This is a genomic window from Achromobacter sp. 1L-A-4-B-C2 (genome assembly GCF_057291955.1).
On the sequence record NZ_JBXAWP010000007.1, the window covers coordinates 1 to 23277 of the forward strand.

Here is a 23277-nt window from a genome sequence, read left to right on the forward strand (position 1 = left end):
TGGCTCCCATCGCCATGGAAGAAGGCCTGCGTTTCGCTATCCGTGAAGGCGGTCGTACCGTCGGCGCCGGCGTCGTCGCCAAGATCCTGAAGTAAGCAATACCCAGATGGGTAGAGTGGACTCTCAAGTCCCTCTATCCATCTTTGCTGTAAAAGTAGTATGATGTTCGGTTCCGTGACCCTGCGCGTAGGCGCTGAGCGGAAAGTCAGTGAATGTAGTGCAAGCCAGTAGTGTTTTAGGGGCATAGCTCAATTGGCAGAGCGTCGGTCTCCAAAACCGAAGGTTGTAGGTTCGATTCCTACTGCCCCTGCCACCGCCAGGATAAACCCGCGGGAGATCATCGCGAGTTACGCATTCACGGCGGCTCGCGTCGCAATATGTCTAATACCAGCGTAGAAACCGTAACTAGCACCGCCGACCGGGTCAAGCTCGGCCTGGCGGTTCTCGTCGTTATTGCTGGCATCGTCGGGTTTTCCGTGCTTAGCGCACAGCCGATGCCTGCACGTATCGGCGTGTTTGTCGGCGGCCTTGTGATTGCAGCCGCAATTGCCTGGTTCAGCGAGCCCGGCCGCCGCACCCTGAGCTTTGCCAGCGAGTCCTACAACGAAGTCAAGCGTGTCGCATGGCCCACCCGCAAGGAAACGACCCAAATGACGGGTATCGTTTTTGCGTTCGTGGCGGTCATGGGCATTTTCATGTGGGTGCTCGACAAGGGCATCGAATGGATTCTTTACGGCCTGTTGTTGGGCTGGAAATAAGGACGGCGAATGAGTAAGCGTTGGTATGTCGTCCATGTGTACTCCGGCATGGAAAAGAGCGTTCACAAGGCCCTGGTAGAGCGCATCGAGCGCGCGGCCTTGCAAACGTCCTTTGGTCGCATCCTTGTGCCCTCCGAGGAAGTCGTCGAGGTCAAGGGTGGTCAAAAGTCGATCACCGAACGCCGCATTTTCCCCGGTTATGTCCTGGTAGAAATGGACCTGACCGACGAAACGTGGCATCTGGTCAAGAACACGAACCGCGTCACCGGCTTTTTGGGTGGCTCGGGCAACCGTCCGACCCCGATTTCCGAAAAGGAAGTCGAAAAGATCCTCTCCCAGATGGAAGAGGGTGTCGAGAAGCCCCGCCCCAAGATTCTTTTCGAAGTGGGCGAGATGGTTCGGGTCAAGGAAGGTCCGTTTGCAGACTTCAACGGCAACGTCGAAGAAGTCAATTACGAAAAGAGCAAGGTGCGCGTGTCGGTCACCATTTTTGGTCGTGCCACACCCGTCGAACTCGATTTCAGCCAGGTCGAAAAGACCTGATTTCAACCCCCGGGGAGCCCAGGCTGTTAACGCCGGGGCGATATAACCCGCAAGGAGCAAAGCATGGCGAAAAAGATCGTCGGCTTTATCAAGCTGCAAGTACCGGCTGGTAAAGCTAACCCCTCCCCCCCGATTGGCCCGGCACTGGGTCAACGCGGCCTGAACATCATGGAATTTTGCAAGGCGTTCAACGCCAAGACCCAAGGCATGGAGCCTGGTCTGCCGATTCCGGTGGTGATCACCGCCTTCGCGGACAAGAGCTTCACCTTCATCATGAAGACCCCGCCCGCGACGGTCCTCATCAAGAAGGCTGCCGGTGTGCAAAAGGGTTCGCCCAAGCCGCATACCGACAAGGTCGGCACGCTGACCCGCGCTCAAGCTGAAGAAATCGCCAAGGCCAAGGGCCCCGATCTGACCGCCGCTGATCTGGACGCCGCTGTGCGTACGATCGCTGGCAGCGCCCGCAGCATGGGCATCACGGTTGAGGGGATCTAATCATGGCAAAACTGTCTAAGCGCGCCGCCGCTATTGCACAAAAGATCGACCGCACCAAGCTGTACCCGGTCGCTGAAGCCCTGACCCTGGTCAAGGAAACCGCCGTCGCCAAGTTCAATGAATCCATTGACGTGGCCGTGCAGCTCGGCATCGACCCGAAGAAGTCGGACCAACTGGTTCGCGGTTCGGTCGTGCTGCCCGCCGGTACCGGCAAGTCGGTTCGCGTTGCCGTGTTCGCCCAAGGCGACAAGGCTGAAGCCGCCAAGGCCGCCGGCGCCGACATCGTTGGCCTGGACGACCTGGCTGACCAGATCAAGGCCGGTCAAATGGACTTTGACGTGGTTATCGCTTCGCCCGACACGATGCGTGTCGTGGGTGCCCTGGGCCAGATCCTGGGTCCCCGTGGCCTGATGCCGAACCCGAAGGTCGGCACCGTGACGCCTGACGTCGCCACCGCTGTCAAGAACGCCAAGGCCGGTCAGGTTCAGTACCGTACCGACAAGGCTGGCATCATCCACGCAACGATCGGCCGTGCGTCGTTCGGCGTGGAACAGCTGCAAACCAACCTGGCTGCTCTGGTCGACGCCCTGCAAAAGGCCCGTCCCGCAGCTGCCAAGGGCATTTACCTGCGCAAGCTGGCCGTTTCGTCCACGATGGGCGGCGGTGCTCGCGTTGAAATTGCCTCGCTGTCGGCTTCCAACTAAGCCAACAGCAGTAAACGTACTTTGGGCTGCATCCGGATTCCTCCGGATGTTGCTGTCAAAGACCGCTGGAGCAGGGTAGTGGAACGGTGCTCGCACCCCCGCTGCCCCGCTTAATCCCGAAGCTCATCTAGTTCGGATCCAGCGTAGACGGCGTCCCCAGGAAGATTTCTTTACACGAAGAACTCGACCAGGCGCCGCATTCGGTTGACGCGCAAGGCTCCGGCCCCAGGCGTCTTTTGATGGAGTGTTCAAACCGTGAGTCTCAATCGTCAAGAGAAAGCGGTGGTAATCGAGGAAGTCTCGGCTGAAGTCGCCAAGGCACAATCGATTGTTATCGCTGAGTACCGTGGTCTGGACGTCGCCTCTGTCACCGTACTGCGCAAAACTGCGCGTGAATCGGGCGTGTATCTGCGAGTTCTGAAGAACTCGCTGGCCCGTCGTGCTGTTGCCGGCACGGCTTTCGAGCCGTTGGCTGAGCAACTGACCGGTCCGCTGATCTATGGCATCAGCACTGATCCGGTTTCGGCGGCCAAGGTTATCGCTGGTTTCGCGAAAAGCAACGACAAGCTGGTCATCAAGGCGGGCGCATTGCCCAACAGCCTGCTGACTCAAGATGGTGTGAAGGCCTTGGCCACCATGCCGTCCCGCGAAGAGTTGCTGTCGAAACTGCTTGGCACCATGCAAGCCCCGATCGCGCAATTCGTGCGTACGCTCAACGAAGTTCCGACCAAGTTCGCCCGTGGCCTCGCGGCTGTGCGCGACCAAAAGGCAGCGGCCTAATCGCCCTGCTGTCCGGAATTCGCTGAACGACGAAGCGACACCCAAACCCTGGCATTACCAAAATATTTGGAGTTCTTAAAAATGGCACTTAACAAAGCTGAAATCCTTGACGCCATCGCTGGCATGACCGTGCTCGAGCTGTCCGAGCTGATCAAGGAAATGGAAGAGAAGTTCGGCGTGTCGGCTGCTGCCGCCGCTGTCGCTGTTGCTGCTCCCGCCGCTGGTGGCGCTGCTGCCGCTGCTGAAGAGCAAACCGAGTTCAACGTCGTCCTGCTGGAAGCCGGCGCGAACAAGGTCAGCGTCATCAAGGCCGTGCGCGAGCTGACCGGTCTGGGTCTGAAGGAAGCCAAGGACCTGGTTGACGGCGCTCCGAAGCCCGTCAAGGAAGCTGTGGCCAAGGCTGACGCCGAAGCCGCCAAGAAGAAGCTGGAAGAAGCTGGCGCCAAGGTCGAAGTCAAGTAAGACCTGCGTCAACTGCCCGGGGACAGCACAGTTTGCAGTCCCCGGGCTTTTGCGTTTCCAGGAAACCCCTACTGGGGGTATGCCCTTTCAGGGGGGTTTCCTGGAGTCGTATCACCTAGGGCCGTGGTTGACGGCCCATGCAACCTCGAGTCGGAGTGCTCATGCCTTACTCGTACACCGAAAAAAAGCGCATCCGCAAAAGCTTCGCCAAGCGTGAAGACGTTCAAAACGTTCCTTTCCTTTTGGCGACACAGCTTCAATCCTACCTAACTTTCCTGCAGGCGGATACCGCCCCGTCCGATCGCGTAGCCGACGGTTTGCAGGCGGCGTTCTCGTCGATTTTCCCGATCGTTAGTCACAACGGTATGGCGCGCTTGGAGTTCGTGAGCTACGTGCTCGGCGAACCGGTGTTCGATGTCAAGGAATGTCAGCAACGTGGTCTGACCTATGCCTCGCCCCTGCGAGCCAAGGTCCGCCTGGTGCTGCTTGACCGCGAAGTCAGCAAGCCGACCGTGAAAGAAGTGAAGGAACAAGAAGTCTACATGGGCGAAATTCCGCTCATGACCAGCACGGGTTCCTTTGTCATCAATGGCACCGAGCGTGTCATCGTGTCGCAGCTGCACCGTTCGCCTGGCGTGTTCTTCGAACACGACCGCGGCAAAACGCACAGCTCCGGCAAGCTCCTGTTCTCGGCCCGCGTGATTCCTTACCGCGGCTCGTGGCTGGACTTCGAATTCGACCCGAAGGACGTCCTGTTCTTCCGCGTCGACCGTCGTCGCAAGATGCCTGTCACGATCCTGTGCAAGGCCATCGGCATGACGCCGGAATCCATCCTGGCCAACTTCTTTGACTTCGATAACTTCGAACTCAAGAGCGAAGGCGCCATGATGGAATTCGTGCCCGAGCGTTGGAAGGGCGAAATGGCCCGCTTCGACATCTCGGACCGCGATGGCAAGGTCATCGTCGAAAAAGACAAGCGCATCAATGCCAAGCATTTGCGCGACCTGGCTGCCGGCGGCATCCAGCGCATCTCCGTGCCGGAAGACTTCCTGTACGGCCGTGTGCTGGCCAAGAACATCGTTGACGAAGATACCGGCGAAGTCATCGCCAACGCCAACGACGAAATCACGGAAAGCGTGCTGGGCGCCTTGCGCGCCTCGAACGTCTACGACATCCAGACGCTCTACACGAACGATCTGGACCGTGGTCCGTACATTTCGCAAACCCTGCGCACTGATGAAACCGCCGACCAGATGGCCGCGCGTGTTGCCATCTACCGCATGATGCGTCCTGGCGAGCCCCCCACCGAAGAAGCGGTGGAAGCGCTGTTCCAACGTCTGTTCTACAGCGAAGAGACGTACGATCTGTCGCGCGTGGGCCGCATGAAGGTCAACAGCCGTCTGGGCCGTGGTGAAGACATCACCGGTCCGATGACGCTGACCAACGAAGACATCCTTGAAACCATCAAGGTGCTGGTTGAGCTGCGTAACGGCCGTGGCCAGATCGATGACATCGATCACTTGGGCAACCGTCGCGTGCGTTGCGTTGGCGAACTGGCCGAAAACCAGTTCCGCGCCGGCCTGGTGCGTGTCGAGCGTGCCGTCAAGGAACGTCTGGGCCAGGCCGAGACCGAAAACCTGATGCCGCACGACCTGATCAACTCCAAGCCGATCTCGGCTGCCATCAAGGAGTTCTTCGGTTCGAGCCAGTTGTCGCAGTTCATGGACCAAACCAACCCGTTGTCGGAAATCACGCACAAGCGTCGCGTTTCCGCACTGGGCCCGGGCGGTCTGACCCGCGAGCGCGCCGGCTTTGAAGTCCGCGACGTGCACCCGACCCACTACGGCCGCGTCTGCCCGATCGAAACGCCGGAAGGCCCGAACATCGGTCTGATCAACTCCATGGCGCTGTACGCTCGCTTGAACGAGTACGGCTTCCTGGAAACGCCTTACCGCAAGATTATCGACGGCCGCGTCAGCGAGCAGATCGATTACCTGTCGGCCATCGAAGAAAGCCACTACGTCATTGCACAGGCTAACGCCGCGCTGGACGAGCAAGGCGCCTTCGTTGACGACCTGGTCGCTTGCCGTGAAGCAGGCGAAACGATGCTGACCTCGCCGGCCAACGTGCACTACATGGACGTTGCCCCGTCGCAGATCGTGTCGGTTGCCGCTTCGCTGATTCCGTTCCTTGAGCACGACGACGCAAACCGCGCACTGATGGGCGCCAACATGCAACGCCAGGCCGTGCCTTGCCTGCGTCCGGAAAAGCCGGTCGTGGGTACGGGTATTGAACGCACCGTGGCCGTTGACTCGGGCACGACCGTGCAAGCACTGCGTGGCGGCCTGGTCGACCACGTTGACGCCGAGCGCGTCGTGATTCGCGTGAACGACGAAGAAAACGTCGCCGGCGAAGTCGGTGTCGATATCTACAACCTGATCAAGTACACCCGTTCCAACCAGAACACGAACATCAACCAGCGTCCTATCGTCAAGCGTGGCGACAAGGTCGCCAAGGGCGACGTGCTGGCTGACGGCGCATCGACCGACCTGGGCGAACTCGCCCTGGGTCAGAACATGCTGATCGCGTTCATGCCGTGGAACGGCTACAACTTCGAAGACTCGATCTTGATCTCCGAGAAGGTTGTTGCCGATGACCGCTACACCTCGGTGCACATCGAGGAACTGACGGTTGTTGCCCGCGACACGAAGCTGGGTCCGGAAGAAATCACGCGCGACATCAGCAACCTGGCTGAGACGCAACTGAACCGTCTGGACGATTCGGGCATCACGTACATTGGCGCCGAAGTCAGCGCCGACGACGTGCTGGTCGGCAAGGTCACGCCCAAGGGCGAAACCCAGCTGACGCCGGAAGAAAAGCTGCTGCGCGCCATCTTTGGTGAAAAGGCGTCCGACGTTAAGGACACCTCGCTGCGCGTGCCTTCGGGCATGACCGGCACCGTGATCGACGTGCAAGTGTTCACGCGTGAAGGCATCGTGCGCGACAAGCGCGCCCAGTCCATCATCGACGATGAACTGCGCCGCTATCGCCAAGACCTGAACGACCAGCTGCGCATCGTTGAAAACGACCAGTTCGACCGTATCGAAAAGATGCTGGTCAACAAGACCGTCAACGGCGGCCCGCGCAAGCTGGCCAAGGGCGCCACGATCACCAAGGCTTACCTGGCTGATCTGGACCGCTGGCAGTGGTTCGACATCCGTCTGGCCGATGAGCCGCACGCTGTCGTGCTGGAACAAGCCAAGGAATCGCTGGAACAGAAGCGTCACCAGTTCGATCTGGCCTTCGAAGAGAAGCGCAAGAAGCTGACGCAGGGCGACGAGCTGCCCCCGGGCGTGCTGAAGATGATCAAGGTCTACTTGGCCGTGAAGCGTCGTCTGCAACCTGGCGACAAGATGGCAGGCCGTCACGGTAACAAGGGCGTGGTCTCGCGTATCACCCCCGTGGAAGACATGCCGCACATGGCTGACGGCACGCCGGCCGACATCGTTCTGAACCCGCTGGGCGTGCCCTCGCGGATGAACGTCGGTCAGGTGCTGGAAGTGCACTTGGGCTGGGCTGCCAAGGGCGTGGGCCACCGCATTGCCGATCTGCTGCGCGACGAGCGCACTGCGCAGGTCAAGAACGTCCGTGCCTACCTGGACAAGGTCTACAACACGACCGGTTCCGGCGCCCGCATCGACGAGCTGACCGACGAAGAAGTCATGGAAATGGCCCAGAACCTCAAGAACGGCGTGCCGTTCGCGACGCCCGTCTTCGACGGCGCGACGGAAGAGGAAATCACCACGATGCTGGAGCTGGCCTATCCGGACGACGTCGCCGAGCGCATGGCACTGACGCCTTCGCGTACGCAGGCATGGCTGTTTGACGGCCGCACGGGCGAGAAATTCGAGCGCCCCGTGACGGTTGGCTACATGCACTACCTGAAGCTGCACCACTTGGTCGACGACAAGATGCACGCGCGTTCGACGGGTCCGTACTCGCTGGTCACGCAGCAGCCGCTGGGTGGTAAGGCGCAGTTCGGTGGTCAGCGTTTCGGGGAAATGGAAGTGTGGGCGCTGGAAGCATACGGCGCCGCGTACACCCTGCAAGAAATGCTGACGGTGAAGTCGGACGACATCACCGGCCGTACGAAGGTATACGAAAACATCGTCAAGGGCGACCACGTCATCGACGCCGGCATGCCGGAATCGTTCAACGTGCTGGTGAAGGAAATCCGCTCGTTGGCCCTGGACATGGATTTGGAGCGTAACTAATGAAAGCGCTACTCGACCTATTTAAGCAAGTCTCGCAAGACGAGCAATTCGATGCCATCAAGATCGGCATCGCCTCGCCCGAGAAGATCCGTTCGTGGTCTTACGGCGAAGTTCGCAAGCCCGAGACCATCAACTACCGCACGTTCAAGCCTGAACGTGACGGTCTGTTCTGCTCCAAGATCTTTGGCCCGATCAAAGACTACGAGTGCTTGTGCGGCAAGTACAAGCGCCTGAAGCATCGTGGCGTGATCTGCGAAAAGTGCGGCGTTGAAGTCACCGTTGCCAAGGTTCGCCGTGAACGCATGGGCCACATCGAGCTGGCCAGCCCCGTCGCGCACATCTGGTTCCTGAAGAGCCTGCCGTCGCGTCTGGGCATGGTGCTCGACATGACCCTGCGCGACATCGAACGCGTTCTGTACTTCGAAGCCTGGTGCGTGATCGAACCTGGCATGACGCCGCTCAAGCGCGGCCAGATCATGTCGGACGACGATTTCCTCGCCAAGACCGAAGAATACGGCGACGATTTCCGTGCCCTGATGGGCGCGGAAGCCGTGCGCGAACTGCTGCGCACCATCGACATCGATCGCGAAGTGGAAACGCTGCGCGGCGAGTTGAAGGCCACCAGCTCTGAAGCCAAGATCAAGAAGATTTCCAAGCGCCTGAAGGTGCTGGAAGGCTTCCAGAAGTCGGGCATCAAGGCCGAGTGGATGGTCATGGAAGTGCTGCCCGTGCTGCCGCCGGACCTGCGTCCGCTGGTGCCGCTGGACGGCGGCCGCTTCGCGACCTCCGACCTGAACGACCTGTACCGCCGCGTCATCAACCGCAACAACCGCTTGAAGCGCCTGCTGGAGCTCAAGGCGCCGGAAATCATCCTGCGCAACGAAAAGCGGATGCTGCAGGAAGCCGTTGACTCGCTGCTGGACAACGGTCGCCGTGGCAAGGCCATGACGGGCGCCAACAAGCGCCAGCTGAAGTCCCTGGCCGACATGATCAAGGGCAAGAGCGGTCGTTTCCGTCAGAACCTGCTGGGCAAGCGCGTCGACTACTCGGGCCGTTCGGTCATTGTGGTGGGCCCGCAGCTCAAGCTGCATCAGTGCGGTCTGCCCAAGCTGATGGCCCTGGAACTGTTCAAGCCGTTCATTTTCAATCGTCTGGAGATGATGGGCCTGGCCACGACCATCAAGGCTGCCAAGAAGCTGGTGGAAAGCCAGGAACCGGTGGTCTGGGACATCCTGGAAGAAGTCATCCGCGAACACCCGGTCATGCTGAACCGTGCGCCCACGCTGCACCGTTTGGGCATCCAGGCGTTCGAACCGGTCCTGATCGAAGGCAAGGCCATCCAGCTGCACCCGCTGGTTTGCGCGGCGTTCAACGCCGACTTCGACGGTGACCAGATGGCTGTCCACGTGCCGCTGTCGCTGGAAGCCCAGCTGGAAGCGCGCACGCTGATGCTGGCGTCCAACAACGTCTTGTTCCCGGCCAACGGCGAACCGTCGATCGTGCCGTCCCAAGACATCGTGTTGGGTCTGTACTACACGACGCGTGAGCGCATCAACGGCCGCGGCGAAGGCATTTTCTTCACCGACGTCGCTGAAGTGCAACGCGCCTATGACAACGGCGAAGTCGAACTGCAATCCCGCGTGACCGTGCGTCTGAAAGAGCACGAGCGCGACGAGGCAGGCGAATGGCAACCCGTGATCCGCCGTCATGAAACGACGGTCGGCCGCGCGCTGCTGTCCGAAATTCTGCCGAAGGGTCTGCCCTTCACGGTCCTGAACAAGGCCCTGAAGAAGAAGGAAATTTCGCGCCTGATCAACCAGTCGTTCCGCCGTTGCGGCTTGCGCGACACGGTGATCTTTGCCGACAAGCTGATGCAGTCCGGCTTCAAGCTGGCCACGCGCGGTGGTATCTCGATCGCCATGGGCGACATGCTGATCCCGACCGCCAAGGAAGGCATCCTGGCCGAAGCCAGCCGCGAAGTGAAGGAAATCGACAAGCAGTACTCGTCGGGTCTGGTCACGTCCCAAGAACGCTACAACAACGTGGTGGACATCTGGGGCAAGGCCGGCGACAAGGTCGGCAAGGCGATGATGGAACAACTGGCCACCGAGCCGGTTGTGAACCGTCACGGCGAAGAAGTGCGCCAGGAATCGTTCAACTCGATCTACATGATGGCTGACTCGGGCGCCCGCGGTTCGGCCGCCCAGATCCGCCAGCTGGCCGGTATGCGCGGCCTGATGGCCAAGCCGGACGGCTCGATTATCGAAACGCCCATTACCGCGAACTTCCGTGAAGGTCTGAACGTGCTTCAGTACTTCATCTCGACTCACGGCGCGCGTAAGGGTCTGGCTGATACGGCACTGAAGACCGCGAACTCGGGTTACCTGACTCGTCGTCTGGTCGACGTGACGCAAGACTTGGTGATCACCGAGGACGATTGCGGTACGTCGCTGGGCTACAACATGAAGGCCCTGGTGGAAGGTGGTGAAGTCATCGAACCGCTGCGCGACCGCATCCTGGGTCGTGTTGCCGCCGTGGACATCATCAACCCGGACACGCAGGAAACGGCCATCGTCGCCGGTACCCTGCTGGACGAAGACCTGGTCGACACCATCGACCGCATCGGCGTGGACGAAGTCAAGGTCCGCACCCCGCTGACGTGCGAAACGCGTCACGGTCTGTGCGCACACTGCTACGGCCGCGATCTGGGTCGCGGTTCGCCGGTCAACCAAGGCGAGGCAGTTGGCGTTATCGCTGCCCAGTCCATCGGTGAACCGGGCACGCAGCTCACGATGCGTACGTTCCACATCGGTGGCGCGGCGTCGCGTTCGGCTCTGGCCAGCGCGGTCGAAACGAAGTCCAGCGGTCTGGTCGGCTTTGCCAGCACGATGCGCTATGTCACGAACGCCAAGGGCGAACGCGTTGCGATTTCGCGCTCGGGCGAACTGGCGATCTTCGACGACAACGGCCGCGAACGCGAACGCCACAAGATCCCGTACGGCGCGACCGTGCTGGTTGGCGATGGCGAAGCTGTGAAGGCTGGCGCACGTCTGGCGACGTGGGACCCGCTGACCCGTCCGATCGTGTCGGAATACGGCGGCGCCGTCCGCTTCGAGAACATCGAAGAAGGCGTGACCGTTGCCAAGCAGGTGGACGAAGTCACCGGCCTGTCGACGCTCGTCGTCATCACGCCGAAGACCCGTGGCGGCAAGATCGTCATGCGTCCGCAGATCAAGCTGGTCAACGAAGCTGGCGAAGACGTCAAGATCGCCGGCACCGATCACTCGGTGAACATCTCGTTCCCGGTGGGCGCGCTGATTACCGTGCGTGACGGCCAGCAGGTTGCCGTGGGTGAAGTTCTGGCGCGTATTCCGCAAGAATCGCAAAAGACCCGCGACATTACCGGCGGTCTGCCGCGTGTGGCCGAACTGTTCGAAGCCCGTTCGCCCAAGGACGCCGGCATGCTCGCCGACGTTACCGGTACGGTGTCGTTCGGTAAGGACACCAAGGGCAAGCAGCGTCTGGTTATCACCGACCTGGAAGGCGTGAGCCACGAGTTCCTGATTCCGAAGGAAAAGCAGGTTCTGGTGCACGACGGCCAAGTGGTGAACAAGGGCGAAATGATTGTGGACGGCCCGGCCGATCCCCACGACATCCTGCGCCTGCAAGGCATCGAGAAGCTGGCGACGTACATCGTCGACGAAGTGCAGGACGTGTACCGTCTGCAAGGCGTGAAGATCAACGACAAGCACATCGAAGTGATTGTTCGTCAGATGCTGCGTCGTGTGAACATCGTTGACGCTGGTGATACCGAGTTCATCCCGGGCGAGCAAGTCGAGCGCTCCGAACTGCTGAACGCCAACGATCGCATGGCTGCCGAAGACCGTATCCCGGCAACCTACGACAACGTGCTGTTGGGTATCACGAAGGCCTCGCTGTCGACCGACTCGTTCATTTCGGCCGCTTCGTTCCAGGAAACCACGCGTGTCCTGACCGAAGCCGCCATCATGGGCAAGCGCGACGACCTGCGTGGCTTGAAGGAAAACGTCATCGTCGGCCGCCTCATCCCGGCGGGTACCGGCCTGGCTTACCACCACGCACGCCGCGACAAGGAAGAGCTGGAGGCGGCGGAACGCGAAGCCGCTCGCCAGCAGGCCAACCCGTTCGAAGACTCGCCGGTTACGGTGGGCGCGGACGATCAGGCCCCGGCTTCCGACGCCGGCACGGACGATTCCGCCGAATAAGCGGAATCCCGGACAATTCCCCGCGCGCTGAGTTGGCGCGGGGGCTGCAAGCAAAAAGGCCGCTGATGCGAATCAGCGGCCTTTTTTTTATTGCCCCGACCAGGTAGCGGCTACTTGGCTGCCTGGCTGCGGGCGCGTTGGAAGACGGGCCCCCAGGACGGATGGCCGGCTTCGTTGGGAGCCAGTTCGAATGAGGGGTCCAGTGCCAGGATCCGGGCGAAGCTGTCTTCGCACAGTTGGGTGTAGCGGCTGACGCAATAGCTGAACGCCTGCAACTTGTAAGCCTCGATGCGGACGGCCTTGGTGGACGAGGCCAACGTGTCCGAGGTGGCAACCGTTCGGATGACTTCCCCGTAGCGGCCCGCGCCGTAGGTGTCCCGGACTTGTTGCAATTGCGCCAGGGCGTCGGCGGTGGGGGGGCTTTCCGGTTTCTGGGACGAGATCCCGGCGCAGCCCGCCAGCATCACTGTCGCGCCGAGCAGACTGCTCAGAAGGCGATTTTTCATAGCTTATAAGGGGGGTAGGAAGAATGAGTGAAACGCCATCGTGCCACAGCCTGATGCGCTCGGACATTTTCGGCAATGTCCTGGTGTTGCGAATTGGATAATATTCACGCTATTCCATCTTCGCACCAGTCCGCGCATGAGCGCAATTCCCATCATGTCCACGTCCACCGGCCTGCTGACGCCGCGTGGCCCTTTCTCCGGCGCCGCGCCTCTGGCTTTGCGTCCTCTTAGCGCTATTGCCGCCAGCATGGCGGGTGGTGTGCCGGAATCGCGTATCAAGCGGCTGGTCTCGGACCTGCTGCCGTCCCTGATCTCCTTGCATGCGCAGGGTGAAATCTGCGGCGATATCACGCTGGATACGGTAGGCATGGATGAAAACGCGCGGGCGCATCTGTTGCCCGAGCTTGTCGTGGCGCGCTCGCGCCGAGCCAGCCGAAGCCCGACCCCCGGGTTTGCGCCGTTTGAACTCTATACGGATTCGATGGAATGGCCGCGTGGCTCGTGGAGCGACATCTATGCGCTGTGCGCCGTGATGCATGCATTGGTAACAGGCCACCGGCCGCCGCCTGCGCCCGAGCGCCGGGCGACTGATGCATACGAGCCCCTGGCGTCCTTGGGCCTGTCAAAATACAACCCGGATTTTCTGGCCGTGATTGATCGCGGCCTGGCCATGTCGCCGGCCGACCGGCCGCAGACGCTGGCCGAATTCGCAGCCTTGCTGGGCGTGGCCGCTTACATAGAACCGGCGGCAAGCGACGACGAGCCCACGGCCGAGGCCGGCCATTCCGCGCCACCGGCCGCCGCCTCGGCGATGCGCAGGCCGGCACGCAACCGTCGTCCGCTGCTTGCCTTGCTTGCCCTTCTGGCGTTGATCGGCCTGGCGGTGTATGGCTGGTTTCATTGGGGGGCAGGCGCGCCGAACGCGCTGATCACAAGTTCGGAAGTTGTCATGCCGAACCCGCCTGCCGTGCATCCCATGCCGCCGCCGGCGGCACCCCCCGCCGCTTCCACCGTGCCACCTGCTGCCGTCCCGCAAGCAGCGTCGACGCCGCCGCCCGTTGTGTCGGGCGCTGGGGCAGAGTCCGGCACGCAGCCGCCCACCCAGAACAGCGCCGCGACGGCAAACGCTCCGGCAGAACCGTCCGTTTTGCCTGCCGCTGGCACGCCGGCTTCCACGCAAGGCGCCGCCACTTCAAATGCGGCGACGCCGGCTGAAGACGCGCCCAAGCCGAAGCCGCTGGCAGTACCGGTCACCGTGCGCCTGGATATACGCCCTTGGGGCGAAGTCTGGGTAAATGGAGTGGCACGCGGGATCAGCCCGCCCGTCAAGGAAATCCGCCTGATTCCGGGCAAGTACCAAGTGGTCCTGCGCAACGCAGACCTGCCACCGTATCGCGCAACGATCGAAATCAAGGCAGGCAAGCCCGCAGTGATTTCGCACGTTTTCCAGTAGGTGCGGGTGGGCGCGTCTGCGCCTGGCCGGTCAGGCCGATGGCTCGGTCGGAGCGGCGGCGTCTGAAGCCGCGTCCGGCGCCACGGGCAGGCAGAAGGTAAACACCGACCCGACGCCGATCTTGCTGCTGACCTGCACAGAGCCCCCGTGGCGCTCGGCCACGGTACGCACAAATGCCAGGCCCAGGCCGGCGCCGCCCACGTCATTCCGGTTCTCTACTCCCACGCGCGAAAACGGTTCGAACAGGCGTGCAAGATCCGACTCGGCGATGCCCTGGCCTTGATCTCGAATGGTCACGCACCAGAACCCCGGCGATGCGTCGATCGCGCACTCGATGCACGTGTGGGGAGCGCTGTATTTGATGGCGTTGTCGATCAAATTGCACAGCGCGCGCATCAACAGCGTCTGGTCGCCGCGTATGTAGGCTACGGGCAACGGCGTACGCAGTCGCAGCGTAATGCCGCGCTTGTGCGCCGACGCCCAGAATTCGTCCACGGCGTCTTGGAGCAGGCTGCCCACATCAAGCTCGACGGCGCTGATCGTCATGGATTCCGCCCGCGTGAGGTGCACGAAGTCGTCCACCAGATGCAGCGTGCGGTTGGCTAGTGTGGCGATCCGCGCAAGCGTTTCGCCCTGGCCCTCTTGGACACCGCTTTCCTGCTTCATCTCGACCAGCGCCAGGATGGAACTTTGCGGCGCGCGCATATCGTGCGAAATGAATCGCAGTGTCTCTTCGCGCTGGCGCTCGGCTTGGCGAATGCGCGAAATATCGGTCAGGGTGGCCACCGTGCCCGCAAAATCGCCTTCGGCGGTATGGATGGGGGCGCACTTCAGGATAAGGTCACGACCGGCGTAGTCGCGTACCTCCAGATCGGCGGTCCAGCGAGTCGAATCATCCGTCGGCAGCTGGCCGCGCAAGGCGTCGGCCACGCGCTGTCGCGTCGAGGCGTCGGAAATGGTCTTTTCCAGCAAGTGCGTGGCCGGGTGGCCCACGCGCGGCGGCCGCATGCCGAGCCGCTGGAAATACATGACCGCCGCCTGGTTGCGAAATTGCATGCGCCCGTCCTGGTCGAATACCAGCGTGGCATCGGGCATGCCATCCAGCCCGTCGGCCAGGAAGCGCCGCAGGTTGCGCACGCGTTCCAATGCGCGTTGAAGTTCGCCCACGCGGCTTTCCAACGACGCGTTGGGGCCGGTCAGCTGGGCCCGCGCTTCGTTAAGAACGGGCGGGTACTCACGTTGAAGCCGGCGCAGTTCGTAGTCCATGTAGCGCAAGGCGGCTTCCTGGCTGCGCCAGCTCCACAGCGGATAGCAAAGCGCAACGCCGACGAGCGCGGCGGTGGGCGCGAACCATAGGCTCGCGTACGCCAGCAGCAACCACGACGCGATCAGTATGCAGGCGATCAGTGCAATGCTCACCAGCAGGGCGCGCTTGGGCGACAGGCGCCACAGCGCCAGGCAGGCGAGCAACACCGGAAGGACGGAAAACAGTGCGTTCCAGGCGGCTGCCGGCCGCTGGTAGAACAGCCCGTCGCGCCCCGCCTGCATCAGGTTGGCGATGATTTCCACGCCCGACATTCCGCTAAGGTCGTGCGACACCGGCGTCGGATATGCGTCACCCAGGCCCGTCGCCCAGGCACCCACCAGCACGTACTTGCCTCGTATTTCTTCGGGCGGGATATCGCCGCGCAACACCGCCAGGTACGAGACGGTGCGCATGTGACCCGCCGGGCCAGCGTAGGGAATCAGGATGTCGCTGCTGGGGGCGGCGCGTTGCAGAAGTCGTTCCACCTGATCTGCCTGCCCACCGATGTCGAGCATGGACAGGGCCATGTGCATGTAGGGCGCGCCGGCGAACTGGGCAGTCAGCGAGGCTTCACGCACCACGCCGTCCGGATCCACGCGCGCGTTGATGAAGCCGCTGGCGGCCGCGGCATTGCCCACCACCGCAATGGGTGAGGACATGGCCAAAGGATTGTTCAAACGGTCCAGCACCACCGGCAAGACGGTTCGTCCGTTACGCAAGATGCTCTGGGCCAGGATGGCATCGTCGTTGGGATTGACCGTGTCGCTTTCCGCGAAGATCAAGTCCAGACCGACCGCGCGGGCGCCTTGCAGGCGGTCCATCAAGGCGGCGTGGATCGCGCGCCGCCAGGGCCATCGGCCCAGCGTCTCTATGCTGGCGTCGTCAATGGCGACGATCAGAATGTCGGGGTCGGCGGGGCGCCCCGTCAGGGTCAGGGCGCGGTCGTAAAGGATCTGGTCGACGCGGCCCAAGCCATTCAATAAGCCCAGCAGCGCCGCCAGGATCCCCAGAATCACCGTCAGCCACAGCCCTGAGCGCGAGGTCCGGTCGAGGGCGTCGGTGGCATCGGCCATGGATTCGGCCCTAGTACTCGGTCAGCGTGATGAATCCGCCGCTGCCGCTGCTGACCCCAAGGCCGGACGACGTCATCAATTGATTCGCGCCTTCGAACGTTGCAACCGCGTCCTGGCCGCGCAAGCCCAGCTCGTCGACCGCGCGCACGGATACGTAGTACGTACCGGGGCCAGGGGCCCGGAACTGAATGTCGTTTGCGGCGAAACTTTCGGATGACACGGGCAGGGCGCCTTCCGCATCGCGCGAAACACGCACGAGGTAGCTTTGGGCACCCGGCACCGGTGCAAACGCGCTGGTCCATGCACCGCCGCCCCGGCGCGTGGGCTGGCCCAGTTCTGGCGCGGCCAGCAGCTGGCGCACGCCCGACATGCTGCCGTCGTTGCGCACCGCGGCGCCATAGCCGCGTGCCACCGCGACTGGCTTGGTCAGTTCGGTGCCGGGTGCATGCGCTTGCAAGCGCACGCTGCCTTCCAACACTTCGCTTTGCACGCCACCCGCGCCGCTTTGCACGCGAAACCGCGTGCCGCGCACGCCGGTCACGGCGACCGGCGTCCGGATCTCGAAACGGCCCACGCCTTGTCCGGTGGGGGCGACGGTAGATTCAACACCGCCGCGCTGAACGTTGATGACCGAGTCGGTCAGCGCGGTGCCTTCAAACTGGCGCAGCCGGGACAATTCAACGGCCCCGCCGGCAGGTAACGTCAGCTTGGATCCGTCAGCCAGCTCCAACGTGACAAAGCCGTTCGCCGAGGTCACGACCGTGCTGCCTTCGGAGACGCTCGCGCCGGCTTGCAGTGCCTTGCCGTCCATATTCGCTTGGCCGCTAACGTGCACGACGCGCGCCGGCGCGGGCCGCACCGGGATCATCGACAGCGGGATCCGCAGTTCAAGGCCGATCGGCAGTTGCTCGGGCTTGTCGACCTTGTTTACGGTTTGCAGCTGCGTCCAGTTAGCTTGGTTGCGGGTGTATTGCGTAGCCAGCTCGATCAGGGTGTCGCCCTGGCGGATGCGGTAGATGAAGTCGTCGCCCAATGCACCCGCGGGCTGGCTGTGCGCCACGCCGGACACGGTCAGGCAGCAGAGCAGGGCAAGCGAAGAAAGCGCGCGGCAGCGGCTCATAAATCGTGTTCTCCAGGAAAGCGCGCGTAGCGTCTATGACGGGTTGGTGGCGCTGTCGTCAGCGGCGCTTATCAATTCCAACCGGTAGCCAAGCGCGTACGACGAGCTCAGGCGCACGCCGTGCTCGGGGCGAATCTGGAGCTTTTGACGGATGTTGGACAAATGCGTGTCCAACGTGCGGGACGTGGCGGGAATTTCGCGGTTCCAGACGCATTCGGCGAGCACGTCGCGCGACATCAGCCGGCCCAGATTGCGAAAGAAAAGCAGCGCCAGCTCGAATTCCTTGGGCGCCAGTGACACGGGGGCGCCGTGCAACGAAATGACGCGCGCCGCAGGCTCGATGCGGTAATGCGCAACCTCGAACGCATCGTTGGCCGGCTCGGCGATCTGACTGCGCCGCAGCAGCGCGGCCACGCGCGCCAGCAACTCCAGCGGGCGCAGGGGCTTAACGATGTAATCGTCGGCGCCCGCGCGCAGCCCTTCGACCAAATCATCTTCCGACGAGCGATTGGTCAAGAAGATAACCGGTACGCGCGGACCGATATTGGCGCGCAACCAGCGCACCACATCGTCACCGTCAATGTCTGGCAGGTGCCAATCCAGCAGCACCAGATCAAAATTTTCGGTGCGCAACGCGGCCAACAGATCCCGGCTCTGGTGATAACTGAGGCACGTGTATCCCGCAGCGGTCAGCACTTGGTGTATGCGCCGGGCTTGGTCAAGATCGTCTTCCAGCGACGCGATTTTCATCGGAATTTCTCGCGGAGTTTTGCCACTTCTGCGCGCTCGTTGGCGGCCTGATGCAAAGGTGAGCGAATTTGTGTAAACGAATGATAACTCGGGCAAGTGAGAGTCTGGCTACGTTGTGGCAAGAACTGTCAAACATTGCAAAGTTAACGAATATTGACTGGAGTTGTTGCGTAACACCACGCCACACTGTCTCAACCGTCCCCTCCGCCAACGTCACAAACGGTCGGCAGCGGGGCTCGGGTCAGAGGTGGAATTAGCTATGAATCAATTGCGCATACTTATGATGTCGCCGGACGAGGTCGCCCGAAACGCCGCCGTGTCCGCGTTGCTGCAAGCCGGAATTTCCGCGCGCGGGTGCTCGACATCCCTTGAGCTGTTCGGATTACTCAATAGCGGCACCTACGATGCCGTGATCCTCGATGTGGGGGCGATGGGCGAAATCGGCTATGCCCTGGTTGCGCGCCTGCACGGATCTTCGTCGATGGGAATCGTGGTTACCGGACGGGGCATGTCGGTGGACAGCCGCCTGCGCTGCCTGCAAAGCGGCGCCGACGCCTGTCTGCCCGAACCGCAGGATCCGCGTGAACTCTCCTGCATCCTTCTGGCGCTGGCGCGCCGCCTGCCCGCGACACCCGACAACAAGGCGGACGAGGAGCCGGTCAACGGCCAATGGGAGTTGCGAGACCAGGGCTGGACGCTGGCTGCCCCATCGGGCGCCACGATCTCGCTGTCGGCCAACGAACGCCTCATCGTCCGTTCATTGCTGGAAGTCGCGGGCAGGGCGGTGGGCCGGTCGGAGCTGGGCGACGAGCTTCGAGTGGAAGGCGGCGGCGTGCGATCTAGCGGATCGCGCAGCATCGACGTGATCGTCAGCCGCTTGCGGCGCAAAGCGGAATTGGCGGGCGTGATGTTGCCCATCCGCACGGTGTACGGCAGCGGTTACTTGTTCGCCGACCATTAACGCCCGCCCGGAGCTACACTGCGCCGTAGGCCAAAAATACTCATGGTTTACCCCAGCACCGCAACGTCCGACGAGTGCGGCGCGGCGCGTTTCAAAGGGTTGGATCCGTCCTGCTACGTGACCCTATTTTGCGCCAGCCGGCGCTAAGTTCCTGCCTTTTTGCCGCCAACGCGCGGCGTCCGGGGGCTTACAAAATACTTTGACAGTACGCCTTGATCTCAGTTATGCTAAAGGGCTTACTGCTTTATTTCGCGCGCAAAATCTGTACGCCAAAGGCAAACAGTTCAAGAATTTAGTCCAGGATCTAAAACCAGGTGCGTCACGAGCCTTCGGTTTTGGGTCCATCTGTTGCGACTTCGTCCTTGAATGCCGGCCGCTATCAGTTTTGTGCGTTTGTCATGGTTTGTTGGCAAGCCCGCTCTTTTACGTATATGAACGTTTGAGGCGGTTTTGCGCGAACTGCCTTCTCCGAGAGAATTCACTGCTTGAGGAGACGAGTACGTAAGTACTTACCAGTGGTACGTAAAAGGGATTTCAAAGGTCATGCCTACCATTAGCCAACTCGTGCGCAAGCCGCGCGAAGTCAGCATCATCAAAAGCAAGAGCCCCGCGCTCGAAAATTGCCCGCAACGCCGCGGCGTGTGCACTCGCGTGTACACCACCACCCCCAAGAAGCCGAACTCCGCTCTGCGCAAGGTTGCCAAAGTGCGTCTGACCAACGGTTACGAAGTCATTTCGTACATCGGCGGTGAAGGCCACAACCTGCAAGAGCACTCGGTGGTTCTGGTGCGTGGCGGTCGTGTGAAGGACTTGCCCGGTGTGCGTTATCACATCGTGCGCGGTTCCCTCGACCTGCAAGGCGTCAAGGATCGTAAGCAAGCCCGCTCGAAGTACGGCGCCAAGCGCCCGAAGAAGGCTTAATAACGAGTCAGCAGTAACCCCGCGTGGCGGAAGCCCGTCACTAGGGAAGTGCGACCGCGCCCTCCGGCTTTTGGGAAGGAGCGCGGCACGTAAGGGGTCGTCCCAATGGGCGGCCATGGCCGTGTAATGAAACACGGTTCAACTGAACAGACACAAGGAAGCAACAATGCCCCGTCGTCGCGAAGTACCCAAGCGCGAGATTCTGCCCGATCCCAAGTTCGGCAGCGTCGAGCTCGCCAAGTTCATGAACGTCGTCATGCTGGACGGTAAGAAGGCCGTCGCCGAGCGCATCGTCTACGGTGCCCTCGAGCAAGTGCAAACCAAGACCGGCAAAGAGCCGATCGAAGTTTTCAGCCTGGCGATCAACAACATCAAGCCGATCGTCGAAGTGAAGAGCCGCCGCGTTGGCGGTGCCAACTACCAAGTGCCGGTTGAAGTGCGCCCCGTGCGCCGCCTGGCCCTGGCTATGCGTTGGCTCCGTGAAGCCGCTAAGAAGCGTGGCGAGAAGTCGATGGATCTGCGTCTTGCTGGCGAACTGATCGACGCCTCCGAAGGTCGTGGCGCCGCGATGAAGAAGCGCGAAGACACGCACAAGATGGCAGAGGCCAACAAGGCCTTCAGCCATTTCCGCTGGTAATTTAAGGACTAATCCACCATGGCCCGCAAAACCCCGATCGAGCGCTATCGCAACATTGGTATCTCTGCGCACATCGATGCAGGGAAAACCACCACGACCGAACGTATCCTGTTCTACACCGGCGTCAATCACAAGATTGGCGAAGTGCATGATGGCGCAGCCACCATGGACTGGATGGAACAAGAGCAAGAGCGTGGCATCACCATTACGTCGGCAGCTACGACGGCGTTTTGGCGTGGCATGGCGAAGAACTATCCCGAACACCGCATCAACATCATCGACACCCCGGGTCACGTGGACTTCACCATTGAGGTGGAACGTTCCATGCGCGTCCTGGACGGTGCTTGCATGGTCTATTGCGCGGTGGGTGGCGTTCAGCCGCAGTCCGAAACCGTGTGGCGCCAAGCCAACAAGTACGGCGTGCCGCGTCTGGCCTTCGTCAACAAGATGGACCGCACCGGCGCCAACTTCTTCAAGGTCTATGACCAGCTGAAGAACCGCCTGCGCGCCAATCCCGTGCCGATCGTGATCCCGATCGGTGCCGAAGACACGTTCCAAGGCGTGGTCGACCTGGTCAAGATGAAGGCGATCATTTGGGACGAAGCCAGCCAAGGCATCAAGTTCGACTACCACGATATTCCCGCCGAGCTGGAAGGCCTGGCCAACGAATGGCGTGAAAAGCTGGTTGAAGCCGCCGCTGAGTCGTCGGAAGAGCTGATGAACAAGTACCTGGAAACGGGTTCCTTGGACGAAGCCGAAATCAACCTGGCCATCCGCCAACGCACCATCGCTGGCGAAATCCAGCCGATGCTGTGCGGCACCGCCTTCAAGAACAAGGGCGTGCAGCGCATGCTGGACGCGGTCATCGACTACCTGCCTTCGCCCGTGGACATTCCCGCGGTTGACGGCCAGGACGACGATGGCAATCCCGTCACGCGTGAAGCGGACGACGGCGAGAAGTTCTCGGCACTGGCATTCAAGCTGATGAGCGATCCGTTCGTGGGTCAATTGACCTTCGTGCGCGTTTACTCGGGCGTCCTGAAGTCGGGCGACACGGTCTACAACCCCATCAAGGGCAAGAAAGAACGTATCGGCCGCATTCTGCAGATGCACGCGAACAACCGCGAAGAAATCAAGGAAGTGTTGGCAGGCGACATCGCCGCCGTGGTGGGTCTGAAAGACGTGACCACCGGCGAAACGCTGTGCGACACCGACTCGCACATCTTGCTCGAACGCATGATTTTCCCCGAGCCCGTGATTTCGCAGGCCGTGGAACCGAAGTCGAAGGCTGACCAGGAAAAGATGGGTCTGGCGCTGTCGCGTCTGGCTCAGGAAGATCCGTCGTTCCGCGTGCGCAGCGACGAAGAATCCGGCCAAACCATCATTTCCGGCATGGGCGAGCTTCACCTGGAAATTCTGGTCGACCGCATGAAGCGTGAGTTCGGCGTTGAAGCCAACGTCGGCAAGCCGCAAGTGGCCTACCGTGAAACCATCCGCAAGACCTGCGACGAAGTTGAAGGCAAGTTCGTCAAGCAGTCGGGCGGCCGTGGCCAGTACGGTCACGTGGTGCTGAAGGTCGAGCCGTTGCCTCCTGGCGGTGGCTACGAATTCGTGGACGCCATCAAGGGCGGTGTGGTTCCTCGCGAATACATCCCCGCGGTGGACAAGGGCATTCAGGAAACGCTGCCTTCGGGCGTGTTGGCTGGCTACCCGATCGTCGACGTCAAGTGCACGCTGTTCTTCGGTTCGTACCACGATGTGGACTCGAACGAAAACGCGTTCAAGATGGCCGGCTCCATGGCATTCAAGGAAGGTCTGCGCAAGGCCAGCCCCGTGCTGCTGGAACCGATGATGGCCGTTGAAGTCGAAACGCCGGAAGACTACGCTGGTACCGTGATGGGCGATCTGTCCTCGCGTCGCGGCATGGTCCAAGGCATGGACGACATGGTCGGTGGCGGCAAGACCATCAAGGCTGAAGTTCCCCTGGCCGAGATGTTCGGTTACGCCACGAACCTGCGTTCGTTGACGCAAGGTCGTGCCACGTACACGATGGAATTCAAGCATTACTCCGAGGCTCCCAAGAACGTCGCTGACGAAGTCATCGCCGCTCGGGCCAAGTAAATAACCCTAGCCAGGTCCGCCCATCCGGGTGGCCTGGCAGATTCAAGTTTCCTTGAAAGTTAAAGGATAGAGATCATGGCAAAAGGCAAGTTTGAACGTACCAAGCCGCACGTGAACGTGGGTACGATTGGTCACGTTGACCACGGCAAAACGACGTTGACGGCAGCTA

The 23277-nt window shown here is 61.4% G+C and carries 19 protein-coding genes and 1 tRNA gene; 16 read left to right on the forward strand and 4 right to left on the reverse strand.

Annotated features, from left to right (window positions below):
- The 10 genes from AC0Z35_RS28185 to rpoC all read left to right on the forward strand — a co-directional run.
- Positions 1 to 95: EF-Tu C-terminal domain-related protein (locus tag AC0Z35_RS28185; protein ID WP_455570226.1), on the forward strand; the 95-nt coding region annotated here is incomplete at its 5' end.
- A 142-nt stretch (positions 96 to 237) separates the two neighbouring features.
- Positions 238 to 313, forward strand: a tRNA-Trp gene (locus AC0Z35_RS28190).
- A 64-nt stretch (positions 314 to 377) separates the two neighbouring features.
- Positions 378 to 758: a preprotein translocase subunit SecE gene (gene secE, locus AC0Z35_RS28195; protein ID WP_046806052.1), complete on the forward strand. Its 381-nt coding sequence runs from the start codon at positions 378 to 380 to the stop codon at positions 756 to 758.
- Positions 759 to 767: 9 nt separating this feature from the next.
- Positions 768 to 1301: a transcription termination/antitermination protein NusG gene (gene nusG, locus AC0Z35_RS28200; protein ID WP_006216576.1), complete on the forward strand. Its 534-nt coding sequence runs from the start codon at positions 768 to 770 to the stop codon at positions 1299 to 1301.
- A gap of 63 nt (positions 1302 to 1364) precedes the next feature.
- Complete coding sequence (gene rplK / locus AC0Z35_RS28205) at positions 1365 to 1796, forward strand: 50S ribosomal protein L11 (protein ID WP_046806050.1); 432 nt, start codon at positions 1365 to 1367, stop codon at positions 1794 to 1796.
- A gap of 2 nt (positions 1797 to 1798) precedes the next feature.
- A complete protein-coding gene (gene rplA / locus AC0Z35_RS28210; RefSeq protein WP_006392088.1) occupies positions 1799 to 2500 on the forward strand; it encodes a 50S ribosomal protein L1 in 702 nt (233 codons plus the stop codon).
- 255 nt (positions 2501 to 2755) lie between these two features.
- Complete coding sequence (gene rplJ, locus AC0Z35_RS28215; RefSeq protein ID WP_006216572.1) at positions 2756 to 3280, forward strand: 50S ribosomal protein L10; 525 nt, start codon at positions 2756 to 2758, stop codon at positions 3278 to 3280.
- An 81-nt stretch (positions 3281 to 3361) separates the two neighbouring features.
- A complete protein-coding gene (rplL, locus tag AC0Z35_RS28220) occupies positions 3362 to 3742 on the forward strand; it encodes a 50S ribosomal protein L7/L12 (RefSeq protein WP_006216571.1) in 381 nt (126 codons plus the stop codon).
- 161 nt (positions 3743 to 3903) lie between these two features.
- On the forward strand, positions 3904 to 8016 hold the full coding sequence (rpoB, locus tag AC0Z35_RS28225) for a DNA-directed RNA polymerase subunit beta (RefSeq protein WP_046806049.1): 4113 nt from the start codon (positions 3904 to 3906) through the stop codon (positions 8014 to 8016).
- Positions 8016 to 12260, forward strand: coding sequence for a DNA-directed RNA polymerase subunit beta' (rpoC, locus tag AC0Z35_RS28230; RefSeq protein ID WP_046806048.1), 4245 nt, complete (start codon positions 8016 to 8018; stop codon positions 12258 to 12260). The genes rpoB and rpoC overlap by 1 nt, the downstream gene beginning before the upstream one ends.
- A gap of 110 nt (positions 12261 to 12370) precedes the next feature.
- On the opposite strand, the gene AC0Z35_RS28235 is transcribed toward rpoC, so the two are convergent.
- A complete protein-coding gene (locus AC0Z35_RS28235; RefSeq protein ID WP_046806047.1) occupies positions 12371 to 12766 on the reverse strand; it encodes a TssQ family T6SS-associated lipoprotein in 396 nt (131 codons plus the stop codon).
- A 154-nt stretch (positions 12767 to 12920) separates the two neighbouring features.
- Between AC0Z35_RS28235 and AC0Z35_RS28240 the strand changes: the two genes are divergently transcribed.
- A complete protein-coding gene (locus AC0Z35_RS28240) occupies positions 12921 to 14219 on the forward strand; it encodes a serine/threonine-protein kinase (RefSeq protein WP_485133298.1) in 1299 nt (432 codons plus the stop codon).
- A gap of 30 nt (positions 14220 to 14249) precedes the next feature.
- Here the strand turns inward: AC0Z35_RS28240 and AC0Z35_RS28245 are convergent, their stop codons facing one another.
- The 3 genes from AC0Z35_RS28245 to AC0Z35_RS28255 are packed head-to-tail and all read right to left on the reverse strand — an operon-like array spanning position 14250 to position 18468.
- Positions 14250 to 16598, reverse strand: a complete 2349-nt coding sequence (locus tag AC0Z35_RS28245; protein WP_485133297.1) for a CHASE2 domain-containing protein — start codon at positions 16596 to 16598, stop codon at positions 14250 to 14252.
- 10 nt (positions 16599 to 16608) lie between these two features.
- Positions 16609 to 17718, reverse strand: a complete 1110-nt coding sequence (locus AC0Z35_RS28250) for a FecR family protein (RefSeq protein WP_046806044.1) — start codon at positions 17716 to 17718, stop codon at positions 16609 to 16611.
- 33 nt (positions 17719 to 17751) lie between these two features.
- Positions 17752 to 18468: a response regulator transcription factor gene (locus tag AC0Z35_RS28255; RefSeq protein WP_046806043.1), complete on the reverse strand. Its 717-nt coding sequence runs from the start codon at positions 18466 to 18468 to the stop codon at positions 17752 to 17754.
- Positions 18469 to 18727: 259 nt separating this feature from the next.
- Here AC0Z35_RS28255 and AC0Z35_RS28260 point away from each other — a divergent pair, with 259 nt between their 5' ends.
- The 5 genes from AC0Z35_RS28260 to AC0Z35_RS28280 form a co-directional block, all read left to right on the forward strand.
- Positions 18728 to 19429, forward strand: a complete 702-nt coding sequence (locus AC0Z35_RS28260; RefSeq protein ID WP_046806042.1) for a response regulator transcription factor — start codon at positions 18728 to 18730, stop codon at positions 19427 to 19429.
- Between the two features lie 543 nt (positions 19430 to 19972).
- A complete protein-coding gene (rpsL, locus tag AC0Z35_RS28265) occupies positions 19973 to 20350 on the forward strand; it encodes a 30S ribosomal protein S12 (RefSeq protein ID WP_005017264.1) in 378 nt (125 codons plus the stop codon).
- Between the two features lie 166 nt (positions 20351 to 20516).
- On the forward strand, positions 20517 to 20987 hold the full coding sequence (rpsG, locus tag AC0Z35_RS28270) for a 30S ribosomal protein S7 (RefSeq protein WP_006216561.1): 471 nt from the start codon (positions 20517 to 20519) through the stop codon (positions 20985 to 20987).
- Between the two features lie 18 nt (positions 20988 to 21005).
- The gene (gene fusA / locus AC0Z35_RS28275) at positions 21006 to 23108 is read left to right on the forward strand and encodes an elongation factor G (RefSeq protein ID WP_046806041.1); all 2103 of its coding nucleotides are present in this window, start codon (positions 21006 to 21008) and stop codon (positions 23106 to 23108) included.
- Positions 23109 to 23183: 75 nt separating this feature from the next.
- The coding region (locus AC0Z35_RS28280; RefSeq protein WP_005434227.1) for a GTP-binding protein at positions 23184 to 23277 on the forward strand (94 nt) is incomplete at its 3' end.

Coding starts and splice junctions, on each gene's coding strand:
- secE (WP_046806052.1), top strand. CDS start 378: ATGTCTAATACCAGCGTAGAAACCGTAACTAGCACCGCCGACCGGGTC.
- rplK (WP_046806050.1), top strand. CDS start 1,365: ATGGCGAAAAAGATCGTCGGCTTTATCAAGCTGCAAGTACCGGCTGGT.
- AC0Z35_RS28235 (WP_046806047.1), bottom strand. CDS start 12,766: ATGAAAAATCGCCTTCTGAGCAGTCTGCTCGGCGCGACAGTGATGCTG.
- rplA (WP_006392088.1), top strand. CDS start 1,799: ATGGCAAAACTGTCTAAGCGCGCCGCCGCTATTGCACAAAAGATCGAC.
- rpoC (WP_046806048.1), top strand. CDS start 8,016: ATGAAAGCGCTACTCGACCTATTTAAGCAAGTCTCGCAAGACGAGCAA.
- nusG (WP_006216576.1), top strand. CDS start 768: ATGAGTAAGCGTTGGTATGTCGTCCATGTGTACTCCGGCATGGAAAAG.
- rplL (WP_006216571.1), top strand. CDS start 3,362: ATGGCACTTAACAAAGCTGAAATCCTTGACGCCATCGCTGGCATGACC.
- AC0Z35_RS28240 (WP_485133298.1), top strand. CDS start 12,921: ATGTCCACGTCCACCGGCCTGCTGACGCCGCGTGGCCCTTTCTCCGGC.
- rpsL (WP_005017264.1), top strand. CDS start 19,973: ATGCCTACCATTAGCCAACTCGTGCGCAAGCCGCGCGAAGTCAGCATC.
- fusA (WP_046806041.1), top strand. CDS start 21,006: ATGGCCCGCAAAACCCCGATCGAGCGCTATCGCAACATTGGTATCTCT.
- AC0Z35_RS28245 (WP_485133297.1), bottom strand. CDS start 16,598: ATGGCCGATGCCACCGACGCCCTCGACCGGACCTCGCGCTCAGGGCTG.
- rpoB (WP_046806049.1), top strand. CDS start 3,904: ATGCCTTACTCGTACACCGAAAAAAAGCGCATCCGCAAAAGCTTCGCC.
- AC0Z35_RS28260 (WP_046806042.1), top strand. CDS start 18,728: ATGAATCAATTGCGCATACTTATGATGTCGCCGGACGAGGTCGCCCGA.
- AC0Z35_RS28255 (WP_046806043.1), bottom strand. CDS start 18,468: ATGAAAATCGCGTCGCTGGAAGACGATCTTGACCAAGCCCGGCGCATA.
- rpsG (WP_006216561.1), top strand. CDS start 20,517: ATGCCCCGTCGTCGCGAAGTACCCAAGCGCGAGATTCTGCCCGATCCC.
- AC0Z35_RS28250 (WP_046806044.1), bottom strand. CDS start 17,718: ATGAGCCGCTGCCGCGCGCTTTCTTCGCTTGCCCTGCTCTGCTGCCTG.